Annotated in this window: 21 protein-coding genes; 12 read left to right on the top strand and 9 right to left on the bottom strand. The window is 66.0% G+C overall.

The window, feature by feature from the left end:
• Positions 1-2 precede the first annotated feature (2 nt).
• From NCG91_RS18795 to NCG91_RS18775, 5 genes are all read left to right on the top strand, one after another.
• A complete protein-coding gene (locus NCG91_RS18795; RefSeq protein WP_251350764.1) occupies positions 3-680 on the top strand; it encodes an amino acid ABC transporter permease in 678 nt (225 codons plus the stop codon).
• The gene (locus tag NCG91_RS18790; RefSeq protein ID WP_099664868.1) at positions 680-1,372 is read left to right on the top strand and encodes an amino acid ABC transporter permease; all 693 of its coding nucleotides are present in this window, start codon (positions 680-682) and stop codon (positions 1,370-1,372) included. Before NCG91_RS18795 ends, NCG91_RS18790 begins: the two co-directional genes overlap by 1 nt.
• Positions 1,369-2,112, top strand: coding sequence for an amino acid ABC transporter ATP-binding protein (locus NCG91_RS18785; protein ID WP_251350763.1), 744 nt, complete (start codon positions 1,369-1,371; stop codon positions 2,110-2,112). The genes NCG91_RS18790 and NCG91_RS18785 overlap by 4 nt, the downstream gene beginning before the upstream one ends.
• A gap of 126 nt (positions 2,113-2,238) precedes the next feature.
• Positions 2,239-2,805: a glycine zipper domain-containing protein gene (locus NCG91_RS18780; protein WP_099664866.1), complete on the top strand. Its 567-nt coding sequence runs from the start codon at positions 2,239-2,241 to the stop codon at positions 2,803-2,805.
• Positions 2,806-3,001: 196 nt separating this feature from the next.
• The gene (locus NCG91_RS18775; RefSeq protein ID WP_077401630.1) at positions 3,002-3,361 is read left to right on the top strand and encodes a hypothetical protein; all 360 of its coding nucleotides are present in this window, start codon (positions 3,002-3,004) and stop codon (positions 3,359-3,361) included.
• Between the two features lie 21 nt (positions 3,362-3,382).
• On the opposite strand, the gene NCG91_RS18770 is transcribed toward NCG91_RS18775, so the two are convergent.
• Together NCG91_RS18770 and NCG91_RS18765 are read right to left on the bottom strand one after the other, a co-directional pair.
• Positions 3,383-4,249: a universal stress protein gene (locus NCG91_RS18770; protein WP_251350762.1), complete on the bottom strand. Its 867-nt coding sequence runs from the start codon at positions 4,247-4,249 to the stop codon at positions 3,383-3,385.
• An 86-nt stretch (positions 4,250-4,335) separates the two neighbouring features.
• Positions 4,336-4,656, bottom strand: a complete 321-nt coding sequence (locus tag NCG91_RS18765) for a hypothetical protein (RefSeq protein WP_251350761.1) — start codon at positions 4,654-4,656, stop codon at positions 4,336-4,338.
• Positions 4,657-4,888: 232 nt separating this feature from the next.
• On the opposite strand from NCG91_RS18765, the gene phbB reads away from it, so the two are divergent.
• On the top strand, positions 4,889-5,635 hold the full coding sequence (phbB, locus tag NCG91_RS18760; protein WP_251350760.1) for an acetoacetyl-CoA reductase: 747 nt from the start codon (positions 4,889-4,891) through the stop codon (positions 5,633-5,635).
• Positions 5,636-5,822: 187 nt separating this feature from the next.
• Here the strand turns inward: phbB and NCG91_RS18755 are convergent, their stop codons facing one another.
• The 6 genes from NCG91_RS18755 to NCG91_RS18730 all read right to left on the bottom strand — a co-directional run bounded on the left by NCG91_RS18755 (position 5,823) and on the right by NCG91_RS18730 (position 10,571).
• Positions 5,823-6,194 (bottom strand): TraR/DksA family transcriptional regulator, encoded by a 372-nt coding sequence (locus NCG91_RS18755; protein WP_251350759.1) that lies wholly within the window; start codon positions 6,192-6,194, stop codon positions 5,823-5,825.
• 109 nt (positions 6,195-6,303) lie between these two features.
• Positions 6,304-6,720 carry a VOC family protein gene (locus NCG91_RS18750; RefSeq protein ID WP_251350758.1) on the bottom strand — a complete coding sequence of 139 codons (417 nt, stop codon included), beginning with the start codon at positions 6,718-6,720 and terminating at the stop codon, positions 6,304-6,306.
• A gap of 83 nt (positions 6,721-6,803) precedes the next feature.
• Positions 6,804-7,265, bottom strand: coding sequence for a hypothetical protein (locus NCG91_RS18745; RefSeq protein WP_099664860.1), 462 nt, complete (start codon positions 7,263-7,265; stop codon positions 6,804-6,806).
• Entirely contained in the window at positions 7,250-8,068 is an 819-nt protein-coding gene (locus NCG91_RS18740; protein ID WP_251350757.1) for a hypothetical protein, read from the bottom strand. The genes NCG91_RS18745 and NCG91_RS18740 overlap by 16 nt, the downstream gene beginning before the upstream one ends.
• Positions 8,069-8,156: 88 nt before the next feature.
• Positions 8,157-8,957 carry a 2-oxo-tetronate isomerase gene (gene otnI / locus NCG91_RS18735; protein WP_251350756.1) on the bottom strand — a complete coding sequence of 267 codons (801 nt, stop codon included), beginning with the start codon at positions 8,955-8,957 and terminating at the stop codon, positions 8,157-8,159.
• A 243-nt stretch (positions 8,958-9,200) separates the two neighbouring features.
• Positions 9,201-10,571, bottom strand: a complete 1,371-nt coding sequence (locus tag NCG91_RS18730) for a DEAD/DEAH box helicase (protein ID WP_099664857.1) — start codon at positions 10,569-10,571, stop codon at positions 9,201-9,203.
• 291 nt (positions 10,572-10,862) lie between these two features.
• On the opposite strand from NCG91_RS18730, the gene NCG91_RS28060 reads away from it, so the two are divergent.
• From NCG91_RS28060 to NCG91_RS18705, 4 genes are all read left to right on the top strand, one after another.
• Positions 10,863-12,101, top strand: coding sequence for a methyl-accepting chemotaxis protein (locus NCG91_RS28060; protein WP_285817177.1), 1,239 nt, complete (start codon positions 10,863-10,865; stop codon positions 12,099-12,101).
• Between the two features lie 44 nt (positions 12,102-12,145).
• A complete protein-coding gene (locus NCG91_RS18715) occupies positions 12,146-12,523 on the top strand; it encodes a BlaI/MecI/CopY family transcriptional regulator (RefSeq protein ID WP_251350755.1) in 378 nt (125 codons plus the stop codon).
• Positions 12,524-12,526: 3 nt separating this feature from the next.
• A complete protein-coding gene (locus NCG91_RS18710) occupies positions 12,527-13,933 on the top strand; it encodes a M23/M56 family metallopeptidase (protein ID WP_251350754.1) in 1,407 nt (468 codons plus the stop codon).
• A gap of 88 nt (positions 13,934-14,021) precedes the next feature.
• Positions 14,022-16,157, top strand: a complete 2,136-nt coding sequence (locus tag NCG91_RS18705) for a TonB-dependent receptor plug domain-containing protein (protein ID WP_251350753.1) — start codon at positions 14,022-14,024, stop codon at positions 16,155-16,157.
• A gap of 2 nt (positions 16,158-16,159) precedes the next feature.
• On the opposite strand, the gene NCG91_RS18700 is transcribed toward NCG91_RS18705, so the two are convergent.
• On the bottom strand, positions 16,160-16,402 hold the full coding sequence (locus tag NCG91_RS18700) for a hypothetical protein (protein ID WP_251350752.1): 243 nt from the start codon (positions 16,400-16,402) through the stop codon (positions 16,160-16,162).
• A gap of 215 nt (positions 16,403-16,617) precedes the next feature.
• Here NCG91_RS18700 and NCG91_RS18695 point away from each other — a divergent pair, with 215 nt between their 5' ends.
• The gene (locus NCG91_RS18695) at positions 16,618-17,271 is read left to right on the top strand and encodes a hydrolase (protein WP_251350751.1); all 654 of its coding nucleotides are present in this window, start codon (positions 16,618-16,620) and stop codon (positions 17,269-17,271) included.
• 70 nt (positions 17,272-17,341) lie between these two features.
• Positions 17,342-17,661, top strand: a 320-nt coding sequence (locus NCG91_RS18690) for an amidohydrolase family protein (RefSeq protein ID WP_251350750.1), incomplete at its 3' end; no start/stop codon positions are given.

Genomic DNA, 17,661 nt, shown 5'->3' with positions numbered 1-17,661 from the left:
GCATGTTTGATCTGAACTTTTTGCTGGCCGGCGACTACCGAGACTGGTTGCTGTCCGGCTTGCTGCTGTCATTGCAACTGATGGGCATCACCTTGCTGTTGTCGCTGCCGCTGGCGTGCGGCGTGGCCATGCTGCGCCTGGCGCCGTCGCGCCTGCTCAACGGGCTTGGCGCCGTGTATGTCGAGCTGATCCGCAACGTTCCCTTGCTGGCCCACTTCCTGTTCTGGTATTTCGGCACACCCGAACTGCTGCCCGACGCCTGGAAGGAGCGCTTGTATGCCGGCAATATCGAGGCCGTCAGCGCCGTCACGGCCCTGACCTTATATACGGCCGCCTACATGGCGGAAGACATCCGCAGCGGCATCCGCGCCATTCCTGCCCAGCAATTCGAGGCGGGCCGGGCGCTGGGTTTCGGCTTTCTCGCCACCATGCGCCTGTGCATCGTGCCGCAAGCCTTGCGCCTGGCCGCGCCGCCGCTGCTGTCGCAAACCCTGAACCTGTGGCAAAACACCAGCATCGCCACCGTCATCGGCGTGGCCGAGCTGATGTACCAGACGCAGCGCGTGGAAGCGGCTTCGTTCCGCAGCGTGGAAGCGTTCGTCTTTGCCAGCGTGGCCTATCTGGCCGTTTCCCTGGTGATCGCGGGCTTGGCGGCCTTGCTGCAAAAGAAGGTGTCCTGATGCTGGAACTGATCCACGATTACTGGCTGTATTTCCTCGTGGGACGCTATCCCGAGGGGCCGTTGGGCGGCCTGGCGCTGACGGTGCTGCTGGCCAGCCTGGCGCTGGTGCTCAGCCTGCCGTTCGGCTTGCTGCTGGGGCTGGCGCGTTTGAGTCCCTGGCGCCTGCTGCGCTGGCCCGTCGCCGCGCTGATCCACGTGGTACGGGGCATCCCCTTGCTGCTCGTCATCTTCTGGGCGTATTTCTTCCTGCCCAGCCTCACCGGCCATGAAAGCGGGCAATTCGGCACCATGCTGGCGGCCCTCGTCATCTTCGACGGCATTTATCTGGCGGAAATCGTGCGCGCCGGCGTGCAAGCCGTGCCGCGCGGACAGGTGGAGGCGGCCCGTTCGCTGGGCTTGAACTATCTGGACAGCATGCGTACGGTGGTGCTGCCGCAGGCGCTGCGCCACATGCTGCCGTCCCTGGTCAACCAGTTCGTCTCGACCATCAAGGAAACCTCGCTGGGATACATCATCGGCCTGGCCGAAGTGTCGTTCATCGCCTCGCAAGTCAATGGCCTGGTGCTGACGAAACCCGTGCAAGTGTATTTCTTGTTGGGCATGACGTACTTTGTCTTATGTTTCAGCCTGTCGCGCGCCGCCTTCTGGCTCGAGCGGCGCCAGGCGCGACTCTTGAAAGCGGCTGCATGATTACCTTTGACAACGTCAACAAATACTATGGCGAGTATCACGCCTTGAGCGGCATCAATGAGCACGTCGCCAAGGGCGAAGTGCTGGTCGTGTGCGGCCCATCCGGTTCCGGCAAGTCCACCCTGATCCGCACCATCAACCGGCTGGAGCCGATCGCCTCGGGCCGCATCACGGTGGCGGGCCAGGACATCCACGCGCCGGGGCTGGACGTGAACGCCTTCCGTTCGCATATCGGTTTTGTTTTCCAGCAATTCAACCTGTTTCCGCACCTTTCCGTGCTGGACAATTGCGCGCTGGCACCGCAGCGCTTGCGCGGCCTGAGCCGCAAGCAAGCGGAAGAGCGGGCGCTTGCCCTGCTGGAACGGGTGGGCCTCGCGCATAAGGCGCGCGCCATGCCGGCGGCCCTGTCGGGCGGGCAGCAGCAGCGCGTGGCGATTGCCCGCGCGCTGGCCATGCAGCCGCCGCTGATGCTGTTCGATGAACCGACCAGCGCGCTGGACCCGGAAATGGTGGGCGAAGTGCTGCAAGTGATGCGCGGCCTGGCGCAGGGCGGCATGACGATGGTGTGCGTGACGCATGAAATGGGCTTTGCGCGCGAAGTGGCGGACCGCGTCTGGTTCATGGATCACGGGCAAGTGCTGGAACGGGCCGCGCCCGAGGATTTCTTTGCGCGGCCTCAACATGCGCGTGCACAACAATTCCTGTCGGATATCCGCAGCCCCTTCAGCGCGTCTGCTTGAGTGAGCATATGATTGGGCATGGGAGTAAGCGGCTGTGTGCGTAAGCGAACGGTATCCTGGCGTTGTCTGGCGCACGCTATCGAGGCGGCGCATGGTGCGCCAGCAGCCGACGAGGAGGGCCGTATCATGTCACGCATCATCGCAGGTCATTTTCAGTTGCAGGAGCAGATCGACGTCGCGCGCGCCGCGCTGAACCAGGCGGGCTTTTCCGACAGCCGCATCAGCGCCTTCTTTGTCAACCAGCCGGGGCAGCATGATCTGCACGCGCTGGGCGGCGACCGCGACATGTCGCCGGGCGCGAAGGAAACGCCGGAGGGCGTGGTGGAAGGTGTGGCCGTCGGGGCCGCCTTGGGCGCGGGCATCGGCGCGGCCACCGCCCTGGCGACAGGGCCGCTGGGTCCGGTCGTGGGGGCGCTGGTGGGCGCCCACGTGGGCTCGCTCTACAGTTTCAACAAGATGAAGGAAGCGGGCGAAGCCGAGAAGAATGGCGAAGACAACGGTGAAAACCGCCGCCAGCCACGCCATCCGGGCATGCTGATCGCCGTCGCGCTGGGCGGCCTCGACGAGCGCGAACGGGCGCTCGAGGCGCTGCACCGGCTGGGCGCCGAGCATATCGAGGAAGCGGAAGGCACGATCGCCAATGGCGACTGGCATGATTTCGATCCGCTCAGCATTCCCGTGCTGGTGGCGTGAATTGGCGCTTCTGTGGCGCAAGATGCATAAATTCCGCGCTGCATGAAATTTAGGTATGATCCTTGTTAGTATGAGTAATTATTGGTAAACAATGCCGACAGGGATAGTTTCCGCGCGCCCGAAGTGACACTGGACCAAGGTGACTGCCCGTAGTACTTGCCTCGCATGCTAACGAGTATGGATAGGAGGGCGCGTCATGACACAGGCATGGTTCATTCTGACACGGGCCGATGGGCGCGACATCTGCGCGCCCTCGCCGGCACAGCTGGCCGATGCGCTGGCCGAGGTGTACCGCGGCGGCGCCGTCACGCCGGACGGCAGCCCGGCCGCCGTCCTGTTGCGCTTTGGCTACGACGATGGCTTGATGTATCAGGTCGAGGTCGCTAGCGGAGGCGAAGTCACTTTCGAGGAATGGTCGGATCGCGATTGTGAAATCGCCCTGGCCACGCCGCGCCACATGTCGGCGCTGCCGCAGGACGCCGCCCTGCAGCTGTGGCAGTGGCTGGCGCAGCGCCAGGTGGCGAAGATCCGCAGCCAGCCCTGGCAGGGCGGCTAGTCCTGCCATCAGTCCGCCCGCCTAGTGCGCCATCAGCACGGGGATCGTCATGCTTTGCAAGATCGTGCGCGTGACGCCGCCCAGGATGGTTTCGCGCAGGCGCGAATGACCATACGCTCCCATCACCAGCAAGTCGGCCGACAGGTCGGCCGCCTGCGACAGCAGCGCTTCGCCGATATCGCCGCGCCGCACGCCACCGCCATCGAGCAAATGCAGCCGCGCTTCCACGCCGTGGCGCGCCAGGTAGTGCGTCAGTTCGGCGCCCGGCTGTTCGCCGTGCTCGGCGGCATGTACCTGGGCGTCGAAGATGGCTACGTGGACTTGTCCGGCGCGCTGCAGCAGGGGCAGGGCGGCGCTCACGGCGCGGCTCGCTTCCTTGCTGGCGTTCCAGGAAATGAGCACATTGCGCGCGGCCGCCGGCGGCGCCAGCCGGGGCAGCGGCGGCGCATACGGCACGATCAGCACGGGGCGGCCCGAATGCAGCAGCACATAGGCGGGAAAGTCGCGCATCACGGACGGCGATTTATCGCTGGCATTGTATTGGCTGATGACGACCAGGTCCGCATAGCGGGCCAGCAGGCTGATGCCGCCCGCCGCCTCGTCGTCGAGCACGCGCTGCTCGAATGAAGCGACGCCGGCCGCGCGCACCTGCGCCTCGAAACCGTCGAGGGCGCGCGTCGCCCGCTCGCGCAGAAAATTGAGGTGCAAGCTCAGGTTCGGGTCCGCATCGAGGTCGGGCTGGTTCTGGTACAGCAGGCGCGACACGCCCGTCAGCGCCACGCCTGTCAGGTGGCCGCCGCACGCCTGGGCGATGCTGGCCGCCGCGTCGATGCGGGCGGCGCGCCCGGCGCTGTCGTCGATATGGAGCAATACGGTCTTGTACGTCATGGTCTGTCCTCTCGCTGTGCAGTAGTGGCCATTCTGGCACAGTCCCGGGTGCCGGCCGCGCACGACTGCGGCCGGTGCTTGTTGCCTCAGCTCATGGCGATGATGATGATGTCGGCGTCGCAGTTGCGGTAATGAATCACGATGACGATGACGCGCCGCAATTGCGCCGCCTTTTGCGCCACCTCCAGTATGGCGCGGCTGGCGCGGTTCTTCATCGTCACCTGCACTTGCGAGGCATCGCTGACGGGGATGCCCATGGCTTTCAGCGCCGCTTTCGGGTTGGCCATCAGGGCCAGCGCATGCTGTGGATCGAGCTCCGCCTGATGCACGGATTCCACGTCGCTCATGCCGGGATTGATATCGTTGAACAAGTCCCTCAATGCTTCTGTGTCGTCCTGGATTTCCATCGCGTTCTCCCTGTGAGTCTTACCGTCAAGCAAGGTTTGCACGACCTGCCTGTCGAGGTGCCATCACCTCTTTGAGGAGTATAATTTTGATAATTGTCTCTGCATGGATGCAGCGCAGACGGACGCTGCAATACGCAGGCTCAGCCTTTGATCTGGCGCAATGCCCGCTTCAAAAGTGCCACCTACACTTGATCCCACGCAGAACAACCATAACAAGCGGGGAGAGACAGCAATGAAGGAACAAAAGGTAGCACTGGTCACGGGCGGCATGGGCGGCCTGGGCACGGCCTTGTGCCGGCGCTTGCATGGGGCGGGCTTTGCCGTCGTGGCGGCGCATACGCCGGGCAATGCGCGGGTGGGCAGCTGGCTCGACGAGCAGCAGACGCAGCAGTATTATTTCCACCCGCTGGCCGTCGACGTGAGCGATTTCGATGCCTGCAGCGAGGCCGTGGCAAGCGTGCTGGCAAAGTTCGGCCGCATCGACGTGCTGGTCAACAACGCCGGCATCACGCGCGACCAGAGCATGCGCAAGATGGAATTGCCGCACTGGGCCGAGGTCATGCGCACCAATCTCGACAGCCTGTTCAACATGAGCAAGCAAGTGCTCGAACCGATGCTGGCCAACCGCTGGGGCCGCATCATCAATATCTCGTCCGTCAATGGCCAGAAGGGCGCGTTTGGCCAGTGCAACTATGCGGCCGCCAAGGCGGGCGTGCACGGCTTCAGCAAGGCGCTGGCGCTGGAAGTGGCGCGCCACGGCATCACCGTCAACACGATCTCGCCCGGCTACCTGCGCACGCAGATGGTGACGGCCGTGCCGGCCGATATCCTGGAAACGAAGATCCTGCCGCAGATTCCCCTGGGCCGCCTGGGCGAGCCGGACGAGGTGGCGGCCCTGGTCGCTTACCTGGCGTCCGACGAGGCGGCCTTCGTCACGGGCGCGAATATCGCCATCAATGGCGGGCAGCACATGAGTTGATCCGGCATGCAGCCGGATACTTGAAGCAGGGCAATGGCAGTAGAGGAGACCCGTCCACCCAGCCGGCGCACAGAAGCTGGCGGGGGACGCAAGGCAGCAGCAAGGAAGGAAAGCAGGGGGCAGGGCAGCGATGCCTTGCCCTTTGTCACGCAGCAACGGCTGGTGACATGCGGCGCCGCTGCCCGGCCTAGCGCTGGGCTTTTTCCAGCCGCGTCTGGCAATCGATGCACAGGCGCGCTTCGGGACGCGCATTCAGGCGCGACAGGCCGATGGCTTCGCCGCAGTTGTCGCACAGGCCGTAGCTGCCGTCGGCAAACTTGGCCAGCGCGTGCTTGATGATGGCCAGCTGCGCCACGTTGTGTTCGGCCGCTTCGCTGACGAGGGCATTCAAGGTGCGCACGCTGGCGTTGTCGGCCGGCGAGGCTTCGATTTCATTGAGCAGCGAGGCGCGCGCGTCCGCTTCGGCCGCTTCATTCTCGATCTGTTCCAGCAACGCCAGCTTGCGTTGCTCCAGCACGCCCTGCAGGCGCTGCAGCTGGTCTTGCGGCAATCCATTCATGGCCATCACCCGTTAAGAGTCTGTCCTATATGGTAGTCCAGGATGGGCGACTCTGCTTGCGCTACCACCCGCGCCGCGTTTGACGCGGCGCAGGCTGGCAGCGGCCGTTCTATGCTGGTTCTTTCAGGCAGTTGATCATCCAGGCGACGCCGAACTGGTCTTTCAGCATGCCGAAGCGCTTGGCCCAGAATGTTTCCGCCAGGGGCATCTGGATGGTGCCGTCGCGCGCCAGCGCGTCGAAGGCCCGTTCCGCCTCTTCCGGCGTGTCGACGGTCAGGCAGATCGCGCTGCCGCTCATGCCCTTGGCGCCCTCGTCGCAGCCGCCGTCCGAGCCCATCAGCATGGTCGGCCCCAGCTGCACGGAGCCGTGCATGATCTTGTCGTACCAGTCTTCCTTGACTTGCGCCTGGGCCGGCGAGCCCCGATACGGCATCAGGCACAGGTCGCTGCCATGCAGGTGCTGGCGGTAATATTCCAGCGCTTGCGCGCAGTTTCCATCGAATTGCAAATACGGTTCGATACGCATGTTGGTCTCCTCTGGTCATCGTCCCGCAGGCACGATTGCCAGGCGGGGACGTCCCAGTATAGGCGCTTGCCAGCCGATTTCAATCAGTCCGGCGCCATCTCTTGCAGCCGCTCACGCACCTTGCCCAGGGCGCCGAGGATGCGTTCGGGATTGCCGGCGAGGACGGCGCTGCCCAGGTGCAACAAGCTCGTCGCCAGGCTGATCCAGTGCCGCACGTCGTCGTTGCGGGCGATGCGCAGGCGCACCGTGTCGAGCAGGCCGCTGAGCTGGCGCTGCGCCGTTTCCAGGCCCGCCACCGTGTGCCCGGCCGCATCGGCATACAGCTGGTTGGCTTGCTGGCGCAAGGCCACTTCCAGGGCGAAGACGGCTTGCGCCTGGCTCAGGCTGATGCCGTTTCCCCCCTGGCTGGCGCGCTTGCGGATGGCGCGCATGACGGCGCCGTGCAAGGTGACGGCCGCCTGCGACAGGCTGTCGGCCAATTGCTCGACGCGCATGGCGCTGCTGAGAGCCGCTTCGCGGCGTTCGCTGCCTACCGATCCGTCCATCTTGCCTCCGTGGTGGTGAGGGCGGCGGCGAGCTGGGCGTGTTCGCGCCCCAGTGCCGCCAGTTGCCGGCGCGCCAGGGTATGGCGCAGGCCAGCCAGGCGGTATTCCTCGGTTTTGCTTTGCTGCATGTTTTTCGCCAGCACGGCCAGCAGGCGCTGCTGCGGCGTGTCCGCATACGCGATTTCCACGTCGAGCAAGCCGAGCACCATGTCGCGCTCGTTATCGCCGCTCTTGTCGTACAGCGCCAGCAAGCTGTCGAGCGCGGCCAGCAGGGCTTGCAGCGGCGCATCGCCCTCGTGCAGCACTTGCGCCAGGTGCGCCTGCTGGCTGGCCGCGCCGCCCAGGCGCGATAGTTGCTGCAGCAACAAGGTGTAGGCGCTGACATGGCGGTCGTCGATGCCGCTGCCCGGCCAGGCGCGGATGGCGGCGCCGGCGCCGGCCAGTTCGGACTGCACGTCATACGCATCGGCATCGGCCAGCCGGCCCAGCGCCTGCAGGTACAGGCGCACGGCCTGCGCCAAACGCGCCACATCCGCCTGCGCGGCGCGGCGCTGTGCATCGAGCAGGCGCTCGCGCGCGTCTTCGGCCGGCGACAGATAGGGGCGGGCGCGCTGGTAAGTGTCCACGTGGCGCTGCGCCAGTTCGTTGAAGGCGGTCAAGACATCGGCGCCGGCCGCCAGGGCGCGCACTTGCGCCAGCTCGGGGCGCGCGGTGGTGCAGCCGCACAGCACGGCAGCCAGGAAGAGGCTCAGGTACAGCTTCAGGCAAAGGGCGCGGCGATGGCAGGCGGGCAGGGTGGACACGGCACCTCTCGACAGGAAATACTGTATGGAAAGGTATTGTCGTGCCGGCTTGCGCCGGCCGCCTTGTGCGGGCGCAAGCGCGCTGCGATCAGGCGCCCAGCGTGCCCGCTGTGCCCGTCAATTGCTCGCGCCAGCCCAGTCCCGCGACGGTATCGCTGGCGGGGCGGTATTCGCAGCCGACCCAGCCTGCGTAGCCGACCTGGTCCAGCAGTTTGAACAGATGGCGGTAGTTGATCTCGCCCGTGCCCGGTTCGTGGCGGCCCGGCGTGTCGGCGATCTGGATGTGGCGGATCAGGGGCAGCAGGGCGCGGATGGTGTTGCTCAGTTCCCCCTCCATGCGCTGCATGTGATAAATGTCGTATTGCAGGAAGACATTGCCGCGCTGGCAGTCGGCGATGATGTCGGCCGCCTGCTGGCTATGGTTCAGGAAGTAACCGGGCATGTCGTAGCGGTTGATCGGCTCGATCAGCACGTTGATGCCATGCGGACGGCAGGCGTCGGCCGCATATTGCAGGTTGGCAATCAGGCTTTGCCGCGCCCGCTCCAGGCTCATGCCGGGCGGCACGATGCCGGCCATGCAGTGCAATTGCTTCGCCCCCAGCGCCAGCGCGTAATTGAGCGCCAGTTGCACGTTGCCGCGGAATTCCTCGCCGCGGCGCGGATCGCAGGCGATGCCCCGCTCGCCGTGTTCCCAGTCGCCGGGCGGAAAGTTGAAGAGGGCCAGATGCAGCTGGTGGCGTTCCAGCCGCATGGCGATCTGCCGCGCCTCGACGGCATAGGGGAACAGGAATTCGACGGCATCGAAGCCCGCTTCCCTGGCGGCGGCAAAGCGGTCCAGGAAGGGCAGTTCGGTAAACATCATGCTGAGGTTGGCAGCGAAGTTCGGCATGGCAGCACGCAGGTGAGGATGATGGGCACTATCCTAGCCCAAATCGGCAAATGGTGGCGTGCATAAAAAAACCGTCCCGGAAGCAAGTCCTGGAACGGTTTTATTGTATTTTTAATACAGGTAAACGGGGCCTGAAAGCGTAGCGAGCGGGAGTGATATTGCGTCGAGTCGCGCAGCCGTACAAGAGTACGGCGAGCAACGCAAACGCCATAGCGCCCCGCGCAGTAGCTTTAAGGCCGCGTTTTAGCGGCCGCGGCCGCCGGAGCGATGGTTCGCCGCCGAACGCGGCGCATTGCCCGAACGGTTGCCGCCGCCACCGCCGCCCGATGGGCCGGCGCTGCGTGGCTTGGCGCCGCTGCCGCCCGTTTTCACGCGCACCACGGCGCCGGCTGGCGCGCGACTGTTGTTGCGGTGACCACCGGTGCCGCTGCGCAATTGCACAGGCTGGGCGCGGGCGTTCAGGTCCGGCTCGAAGCCTTCGATGACTTCGCGCGGCAGGGTTTGCTTGATCAGCTTTTCGATGTCTTTCAACATTTCGTGCTCATCCACGCAAACCAGCGACACGGCTTCGCCCTTGGCGCCGGCACGGCCCGTGCGGCCGATACGGTGCACATAGTCTTCCGGAATGTTCGGCAAGTCGTAGTTGACGACGTGCGGCAACTGGTCGATATCGATACCGCGCGCGGCGATGTCGGTGGCGACCAGTACTTGCAGGGTGCCATCCTTGAACTCGGACAGCGCGCGCGTGCGCGCCGACTGGCTCTTGTTGCCGTGGATGGCCAGGGCGCCAATGCCGTCCGCGCCCAGCTGCTCGACCAGTTTATTCGCGCCATGCTTGGTGCGCGTAAATACCAGCACTTGCGTCCAGTTGTTCGATTTGATCAGGTAGGACAGCATCGGGTGCTTCTTGTCGCGGTCGACGGGATGGATCTTTTGCTTGATCACTTCCACGGTCGAATTGCGGCGCGCCACTTCGATCATGGCCGGTTTGTTCAGCAAGCCGTCCGCCAGGGCCTTGATCTCTTCCGAGAACGTGGCCGAGAACAGCAGGTTCTGGCGTTTTGGCGGCAGCACGGCCAGCACTTTCTTGATGTCGCGGATGAAACCCATGTCCAGCATGCGGTCGGCTTCGTCCAGGATCAGGATTTCCACTTTCGACAGGTCGACGGTGCCCTGGCCCATGTGGTCCAGCAAGCGGCCCGGCGTGGCGACGAGGATGTCGACGCCATGTTTCAGTTGCTTGATTTGCGGATTGATGCCGACGCCGCCGAAGATCACGGCCGAGTTCAATTTCGTGTACTTGCTGTAGGCGCGCACGCTTTCCTCGACCTGCGCGGCGAGTTCGCGCGTCGGTGCCAGGATCAGGGCGCGGATCGGGCGCGTCGAGGTGTTGCTGGTGATGGCCGCGCCATTGGCGTCGGTCGACAGGCGGTGCAGCACGGGCAGGGTGAAGCCGGCCGTCTTGCCGGTACCGGTTTGTGCGCCGGCCAGCAAGTCGCCGCCAGCCAGCACGGCGGGAATCGCCTGCGACTGGATCGGGGTCGGCACGGTGTAGCCGTGTTCGGTAACGGCACGTACGATAGCGTCGGACAATCCGAGGGAGGAAAAGGACATGGTAACTTTATTGTGAGATCGGCCTGTCGCCATCGTGGGGCGCCAGTCGCAGGCAATCAGATTAGGGGTCGAAAGACAGCGGCAAGGGGACTGGTCATATGTGCCGCACACGCGAAGTATAACAGCATGGCAAAAACGCGCCTGTTTTGTTTCAGGTTTGCAATGCCGCAAGTAAAGAAAAATGCGGCAAGGGCGCGCTGCCCCGGCGTAAATCTGGGTAGAATTCCCGCCTGCACCCCTTGCGCGGGGGGATCGCCGCGCTGCCGGGGTTCTTGTTCCTGGAGGAATACCATGCGCATTGCCGACCTTCGCATCGCCACCCGCCTGTACGGCGGCTTCGGCGCCATTGTCTTGCTGCTGGCCGTCCTGGTCGCAGTAGCCACCTTGAATTTCTCGAAACTGGCCGACGCCAACGCCATCAATACCCACACCTACCAGGTGCTCGGTGAAAATGACGCCATCCTGGAAAGCCTGATCAATATGGAAACGGGGCAGCGCGGCTACGTGATCACGGGCGCGGAGGCGTCGCTGGAACCCTACACCGTGGGCAAGACTTCGTTTCGCAGCCACCTCGACAGGACGCGCGCCTTGACCAGCGACAATCCTGTCCAGCAGCAACGCCTGGCGAAACTCGATGCTGCCCAGCAAGCCTGGCTGGCCGGCGCGCTCGACCCGGTGATCGCGCTGCGGCGCGCCGTGGCGCAGGGCACGACCCCCATCGAGCCCGTGCTGGCGCTGGAAAAAGAGGGTCGGGGCAAGCAGGGCATGGACGCCATGCGCGCGTTGCTGAAGGAAGTGGGCGACGCGGAAACGGCGCTGCTGGCGCAGCGTTCGCAGGCGCTGGCAGGCTTGCAGGCGCAGACGCGCTGGGTCTTGCTGGGCGGCGGCGCGGTGGCCATGTTGCTGGCCGGCATGATCGCCATGTGGCTGGCCAGAAATATCAGCCGGCCCTTGCGTTCGGCCATCGAGGTGGCCAGGCAGGTGGCGCAAGGCGACTTGACGGTGCCGGTGGCGGTGGGCTCGAAGGATGAGACGGGCGAGCTGATGCAGGCCTTGCAGGACATGACGGCCAGCCTGCCGCGCATCGTCACCGAGGTGCGCAGCGGCACGCAAACCATCGCCACGGCTTCGCGCCAGATCGCTTCGGGCAACCTCGACCTGTCGGCGCGCACGGAACAGCAAGCCAGTTCGCTGGAAGAGACGGCGTCGTCGATGGAAGAACTGACGGGCACGGTCCAGCAGAATGCGCAGAACGCCCACGAAGCCAATGGCCTGGCCGCGTCGGCCGAGTCCGTGGCGGGCAAGGGCGGCCCGCCTGGCCGACGCCGTGGCCGTGTTCAAGACGGCGCAGGCGGCCGCCACGCCGGCGCTGGCGTCCCGTCCCGCCGCCCGCCTGCCCGCCAAGGGGGCGCAGCCCCGTGCGCCGCAAGTTTCAGCCAGGAAACAGCGTCCGGCGGACGATGCGTGGGACGAGTTCTAGGGCGCCAGTGCATGCGACAGGTGTCGCAAATAGCGCTTGCGTGCGTGTGACTGTTGTCGCATAATTGTGTCAACAGTCACTAGAAGGAATCGCCATGAGCACGCCCTCCGTCACCGAACTATCGTTATTGAAAGCCCTGTGGAAAGAGCAGCCGCTGTCCGCGCGTGAATTGCACGCCCGCGTGGAAGAGGAGCTGGGCTGGTCGTTTTCGTCCACGCGCAAGACCGTGGAGCGCATGCTGGACAAGGGGATGTTGCTGCAGCGCAGCGTGCATGGCGTGCTCGTGTATGAAGCCAACGCGGACAAGGTGGCCACCCTGGCCGCCTTCGCCCATGACTTCGGCCGCCGCGTGATGGAAATCGACAGCCCCTTGCCGGTCAGTATGTTTACAGGCAGCAAGCTGGTGGACCAGCAGGAGCTGGCGGCGCTGGAGCAGTTGCTGCACGACTGGCCTCTGGACGGCAAGGAGTAAGCGATGAGCTTGTTTCCCCTGACCTTGCTGCAGGCGACGGCCGCCTGTCTGCTGAGCGGCTGGCTGCTGCAAGGCTTGCTGTACCTGGCGCAACGGCGCTGGCCCGCGCTGGCGGCCCAGCGCAGCGTGTGGCTGGGCGCCCAGCTGGTGCTGGCTGCCGCTTTCGTGCTGCCGTTGCTGCCTGACGCGCGGCAACTGAGCGTGGTGCCCGAGCTGAGTGTGCCCGTTTCCCTGGCCAGCGCAGCGTCCGGCGTGCCGCTGGCTGTGGATGCGCCGGCGGCCGGGCTGCCATCCGGCGCTTCCTGGCTGTCCCTGGTGCCGGCTGCCTGGGGCCTCGTCTATCTGCTGGGCGTCGCTTGCACGGCCTGGCGCTGGCAGCGCGGTCGCGCCACGTTGCGCACCTTGCTGCAGCTGGCGCAGCGGCGCCGCCTGCATGGCACGGATGTGCTGGAAGTGGATGCGCCGATCTCGCCGATGCTGGTGGGCGTGTGGCGGCCGCGTTTGCTGCTGCCGGCGCACCTGGCCCAATTTACGCCGGAACAGCAGCAGATGGTGATCGCCCATGAGCTGACCCATGCACGCCGCCGCGATCCCATGTTGTTGCTGCTGGCCACCATGCTGCAGATGCTGCTGTGGTTTCATCCGGCCGCGCGCTGGCTGGCCGGCAAGCTGGCCTGGGCGCAGGAGCTCGGTTGTGACCGCCAGGTCCTGGCCGGCCGCCCCGCGCGCCAGCGCCAGCAATATGCGGCGGCGCTGGTGAAGCAGCTGGGCTTGCAGGCCCAGCCGCTGCCGGGACTGGCGTTTGGCGGCGGCGGCATGGCCGAGCGCCTGCTGCGCATGCGCGACGGGCAGGAGCGGCTGCCTCCCGCCTTGCGGGTGCTGACGGTGCTGCTGTTGTGCGCAATCGGCGCGGCCAGCCTGGCGCTGCAGCCGGCACTGGCGTGGACGGCGGCTGCCGCGCCGGCAGCCATGCCCGCCGCCTGGCGCAATCCCCTGGATACCATGCGCGTGACGGGCTTCTTTGGCGTGGTGCGCGAGATCACGCCGCAAGGCCATGGCGGCATCGATCTGGGCGCCAGGCGGGGCACGCCCGTGCATGCGGCGGCCGACGGCATCGCCAGCGTCAGCGAGGATGCGCGCCTCGGCAAGGCCGTGCGCATCGACCATGGCGGCGGCGTCGAATCGCTGTATGCCCATCTCGACCGGGTCACGCTCACTACCGGCATGGCCGTCACGGCGGGGCAGCCCATCGGCACGGTGGGCGCGACGGGCCTGGCGACGGGGCCGCACCTGCATTTCCAGGTCACCCGCAACGGGCGTCTGCAGGATCCGCAGCAGTGGCTCGCTGGCCTCGATGCCAACGCCAGCGCGCGGGCCCTGCGCATGCGCAAGCAGCAGTTCGGCCGCTGACGCCTGTTTTTGACTGCAGGCCGGGCGGGCGCGGCGCGCCTGGCCCGGCAACCATTCATCCGGCAACCGCCATCTTTCTGGAATTCCCATGCGATTGAGTATTTTCCTGTGCAGCCTTGCGCTGCCGTTGACGGCGCACGTCCGTGCCGAAGACACCCTTCCTTCCGTGACGGTCAATGCGGGCAAGCTGGAGCAGCGCCGCAACGATACCGTCGCCGGCATGGTCGTCGGCCACGATGAGCTGATACGCCAGGGCGACCGCGTCCTGTCCGATGCCTTGAAGCGCCTGCCCGGCATTACCATCGGCGCGCCGGCCGGCACGGGGCAGGGCGGGCAGCTCCAGCTGCGGGGGCTGGGACAGGGCTACACCCTCGTCATGCTCGACGGCGACCCCGTGCCGGCCGGTTTTTCGCTGGACGCGCTGGACCCGGAACTGGTCGAGCGCGTGGAAATCATGCGCGCCGCCACGGCGGAATTTTCCGCCCAGGCGATCGCCGGCTCCATCAATATCGTGCTGAAGAAATCCGCCAAGCGGCGCGAGCGCACCTACAAGCTGGGCGGCTCGGCCAGCAACGGCATGCCCGCCGGCAGCGCCACCGTGCAATGGTCCAGCCAGGACGGGCGCCTGTCGTACGCGCTGGCCGGCACGCTTGGCCACACGGGGCGCCGCGGGTTGCTCGATGAATGGAACCGCGAATATGCGGCCGGCGGCATAGCCACCGTGGTGCGCCGCATGCCGCTGACCGAGCGCGTGACCAGCGACACGTTCGAGCTGGCGCCCCGCCTGCAATGGGCGCTGGCGGGCGAAGACAGCCTGGCCTGGCAAAGCCTGCTCAACGTGCGTCGCCTGGCCAGCCGCCGCCATGTGGTGGAAACGGCTTACCTGGGCGGCCACACCGGCTATCCGGACAACGACGCCACCTTCGACCAGGACAGCAGCACCGTGCGCAGCGACCTGCGCTGGCTGCGCAAGCTGGAAGCTGGCGCCAGCCTCGATGTGAAGCTGGGTGTCGATATCAACCACCGCGGCAGCGATTACCTGTTCCGGGGCGTGGGCGCTCTGCCTGGGCCGGCGAATGTGCGCCTGGTCGACGCTGGCGTGGACGATGTGGGCGTGCAGGCCAGCGGCACCTACCGCCGGGCGCTGGGCGAGGGGCACGCGCTGGCGGCGGGCTGGGACGGGGGCCGCCGGCGGCGCGCGGAGTATCGCCGCGAGCGCCAGCTGGAGCCGGGCGGGCCGCCCGTCCTGCCGGACGCGGACTACGCGGTCACGGTGCGGCGCCTGGCCCTGTTCGCGCAGGATGAGTGGGATGTCTCCGCGCGCTGGTCGCTGTACCTGGGCCTGCGCTGGGAAACCTGGCGCACGGCCAGCGCCACCGGTGGCGCGAACCCCGTCGACGTGCGCGCGCAGGTGTGGAGTCCCGTGCTGCAAAGCCTGTGGAAGTTCGCCGGCAAGGACCAGGTGCGCCTGGCCGTCACGCGCACGTACAAGGCGCCGCAGATTTTCCAGCTGATCCCGCGCCCGTACGCGGTCGATAACGGCAATAGTCCCACGAATCCCGACAACCAGGGCAACCCCGCGCTGCGCCCGGAAATGGCGTGGGGCCTGGACGCGGCCTATGAGTACTACCTGGGCGAGGGCGCCATGCTCAGTGCCAGCGCCACCTGGCGCCGCATCCGCGACGTGATGCTGGACCGGCTGTACCAGGACAACGGGCGCTGGGTGGCCACGCCCGCCAACAATGGCAGGGCGCAGGTGCGCGGTATCGAACTGGAAGCGAAGCTGCCGCTGGCGGTGCTGTTCCCCCGTGCCCCCGCGCTGGACCTGCGGGCGAATCTGGCGCGCAACTGGTCGGCGGTGGATGCCGTTCCCGGCCCGTACAACCGCCTCGATGGCCAGCTGCCGTGGAGCGCCAACCTGGGCGCGGACTACCAGCTGGCCAGCCGGCCGCTGGCCGTGGGCGGCAACCTGCATTACCAGGCGGGAGGGCCGTCGCGCGAGTCAGGCCAGCTGCTGGCCTGGCAAGGCGCCCGGCGCGAACTCGATGTGTATGCGCTGTGGAAGGTCAGCGACACGCTGCGCCTGCGCGTGTCGGGCGCCAACCTGCTGCGGCAGGCGGACCGCACGCGCAGCCTGTATGCGGATGGCGGGGGCAGCGCGCTGCGCACGGTCGATACGGGCACCTACCGCACTTGGCGCGTGATGCTGGAAGGCACCCTGTAGCGTCAGTCGTCGACCTCCGCGACGGCGTAGTCCACGCCCTGCGCATCGAGCCAGGCGCGCACGGCGTCCAGGCCGTGCCACGGCTCCGGGCGCAGGTACTGGCATACATACAGGCCGGCCTCCGTCAGCCTGGCGTCCGTGCCGGGCATGCCGTCGGCCGCCTGCGGCAGCGCCGCCAGCAGCTGTTCGATGTGCTGGCGCTGGCCGGCCGTCAGGCTGGCCGCGATCCTGAATTCAAACCCCATGTTTTCCTCCGTGCGATTGGTTGCGGTGCGCTTATTTTATATCATCGAAAAAATCGAATATAGCTTGGCATTCTTTCCGTTTTTGTTTTCCTTTTTGTGCGTGCATACTGCCTGTCACTGACACGCAACATGGCAGCGCAAGAAGGAAGGCGCAAGATTGTGCGGGCCGGATACCACTACTTTGATATTCAATTATTTTCACTGAGGAAAACATCATGCCTATCGCTACCGCCCAAGCCGCCCAAAAACTGCTGACCCCGAACGACCATACCCTGATCATGATCGACCACCAGTCGCAGATGGCGTTCGCCACGCGCTCCATCGACCTGGCCTTGCTGCGCAACAATGCGGCCCTGGTCGCCAAGGCGGCCGCGGAATTCAAGGTGCCGACGATCCTGACGACGGTGGCGGCCAAATCGTTCTCCGGCCCTATTTTTGACGAAATCCAGTCCGTCTTCCCGGAGCAGGCGCCGATCGACCGCACCAGCATGAATACCTGGGAGGATGCGCGCATCGCCGACAAGGTGAATGGCTACGGCAAGGGCAAGATCGTGCTGGCCGGCCTGTGGACCTCCGTGTGCATCGTCGGCCCCGCGCTGTCGGCGCTGGAGCAGGGCTTTGACGTGTACGTGATCGCCGACGCCAGCGGCGACGTCTCCGACGAAGCCCATGCGATGGCCATGCAGCGCATGATACAGGCGGGCGCGCAGCCGATGACGTCCGTGCAATACTTGCTGGAACTGCAGCGCGACTGGGCCCGCGGCGAGACCTACAACGAGACGGTGGCGACGGCCGTGGCGCACGGCGGCGGCTATGGCCTGGGCTTGATCTACGCCAAATCCATGTTCAATGCCAGCGAAGGCCATTGAGATTTTATTGATATCGCGCCACCGCCGCCCGCCGGCGGGGGCGTATCCTTCACCTGAATCGGGAGTTCCCATGCATGCACACACGATCTTGCTCAATGGCCGTTTTCACACGGTCGACAGGGCGCAGCCGCTGGCGTCCGCCGTCGCCATCGCCGATGGCAAATTTCTCGCCGTGGGCGACGTCGAGGACGCGATGCGTCATCGCGGCCCCGCCACGCAGGTGATCGACCTGGCTGGCCGCACCGTCATTCCCGGCCTGAACGACTCGCATTTGCACCTGATCCGCGGCGGCTTGAACTACAACCTGGAATTGCGCTGGGAAGGCGTGCCTTCGCTGGCCGACGCCTTGCGCATGCTCAAGGAACAGGCGCTGCGCACGCCGAACCCGCA

It is taken from the genome of Janthinobacterium kumbetense (assembly GCF_023703445.1).
Taxonomy (GTDB): domain Bacteria; phylum Pseudomonadota; class Gammaproteobacteria; order Burkholderiales; family Burkholderiaceae_D; genus Janthinobacterium; species Janthinobacterium kumbetense.
The sequence above is the reverse complement of the archived record's forward strand: the minus strand, read 5'-3'. Positions and strand labels throughout refer to the sequence as shown.

Excerpts from the sequence above, each read along its gene's own strand:
- NCG91_RS18795 (WP_251350764.1), top strand. The coding sequence starts at position 3 with ATGTTTGATCTGAACTTTTTGCTGGCCGGCGACTACCGAGACTGGTTG.
- NCG91_RS18790 (WP_099664868.1), top strand. The coding sequence starts at position 680 with ATGCTGGAACTGATCCACGATTACTGGCTGTATTTCCTCGTGGGACGC.
- NCG91_RS18785 (WP_251350763.1), top strand. The coding sequence starts at position 1,369 with ATGATTACCTTTGACAACGTCAACAAATACTATGGCGAGTATCACGCC.
- NCG91_RS18780 (WP_099664866.1), top strand. The coding sequence starts at position 2,239 with ATGTCACGCATCATCGCAGGTCATTTTCAGTTGCAGGAGCAGATCGAC.
- NCG91_RS18775 (WP_077401630.1), top strand. The coding sequence starts at position 3,002 with ATGACACAGGCATGGTTCATTCTGACACGGGCCGATGGGCGCGACATC.
- NCG91_RS18770 (WP_251350762.1), bottom strand. The coding sequence starts at position 4,249 with ATGACGTACAAGACCGTATTGCTCCATATCGACGACAGCGCCGGGCGC.
- NCG91_RS18765 (WP_251350761.1), bottom strand. The coding sequence starts at position 4,656 with ATGGAAATCCAGGACGACACAGAAGCATTGAGGGACTTGTTCAACGAT.
- phbB (WP_251350760.1), top strand. The coding sequence starts at position 4,889 with ATGAAGGAACAAAAGGTAGCACTGGTCACGGGCGGCATGGGCGGCCTG.
- NCG91_RS18755 (WP_251350759.1), bottom strand. The coding sequence starts at position 6,194 with ATGAATGGATTGCCGCAAGACCAGCTGCAGCGCCTGCAGGGCGTGCTG.
- NCG91_RS18750 (WP_251350758.1), bottom strand. The coding sequence starts at position 6,720 with ATGCGTATCGAACCGTATTTGCAATTCGATGGAAACTGCGCGCAAGCG.
- NCG91_RS18745 (WP_099664860.1), bottom strand. The coding sequence starts at position 7,265 with ATGGACGGATCGGTAGGCAGCGAACGCCGCGAAGCGGCTCTCAGCAGC.
- otnI (WP_251350756.1), bottom strand. The coding sequence starts at position 8,957 with ATGCCGAACTTCGCTGCCAACCTCAGCATGATGTTTACCGAACTGCCC.
- NCG91_RS18730 (WP_099664857.1), bottom strand. The coding sequence starts at position 10,571 with ATGTCCTTTTCCTCCCTCGGATTGTCCGACGCTATCGTACGTGCCGTT.
- NCG91_RS28060 (WP_285817177.1), top strand. The coding sequence starts at position 10,863 with ATGCGCATTGCCGACCTTCGCATCGCCACCCGCCTGTACGGCGGCTTC.
- NCG91_RS18715 (WP_251350755.1), top strand. The coding sequence starts at position 12,146 with ATGAGCACGCCCTCCGTCACCGAACTATCGTTATTGAAAGCCCTGTGG.
- NCG91_RS18710 (WP_251350754.1), top strand. The coding sequence starts at position 12,527 with ATGAGCTTGTTTCCCCTGACCTTGCTGCAGGCGACGGCCGCCTGTCTG.
- NCG91_RS18705 (WP_251350753.1), top strand. The coding sequence starts at position 14,022 with ATGCGATTGAGTATTTTCCTGTGCAGCCTTGCGCTGCCGTTGACGGCG.
- NCG91_RS18700 (WP_251350752.1), bottom strand. The coding sequence starts at position 16,402 with ATGGGGTTTGAATTCAGGATCGCGGCCAGCCTGACGGCCGGCCAGCGC.
- NCG91_RS18695 (WP_251350751.1), top strand. The coding sequence starts at position 16,618 with ATGCCTATCGCTACCGCCCAAGCCGCCCAAAAACTGCTGACCCCGAAC.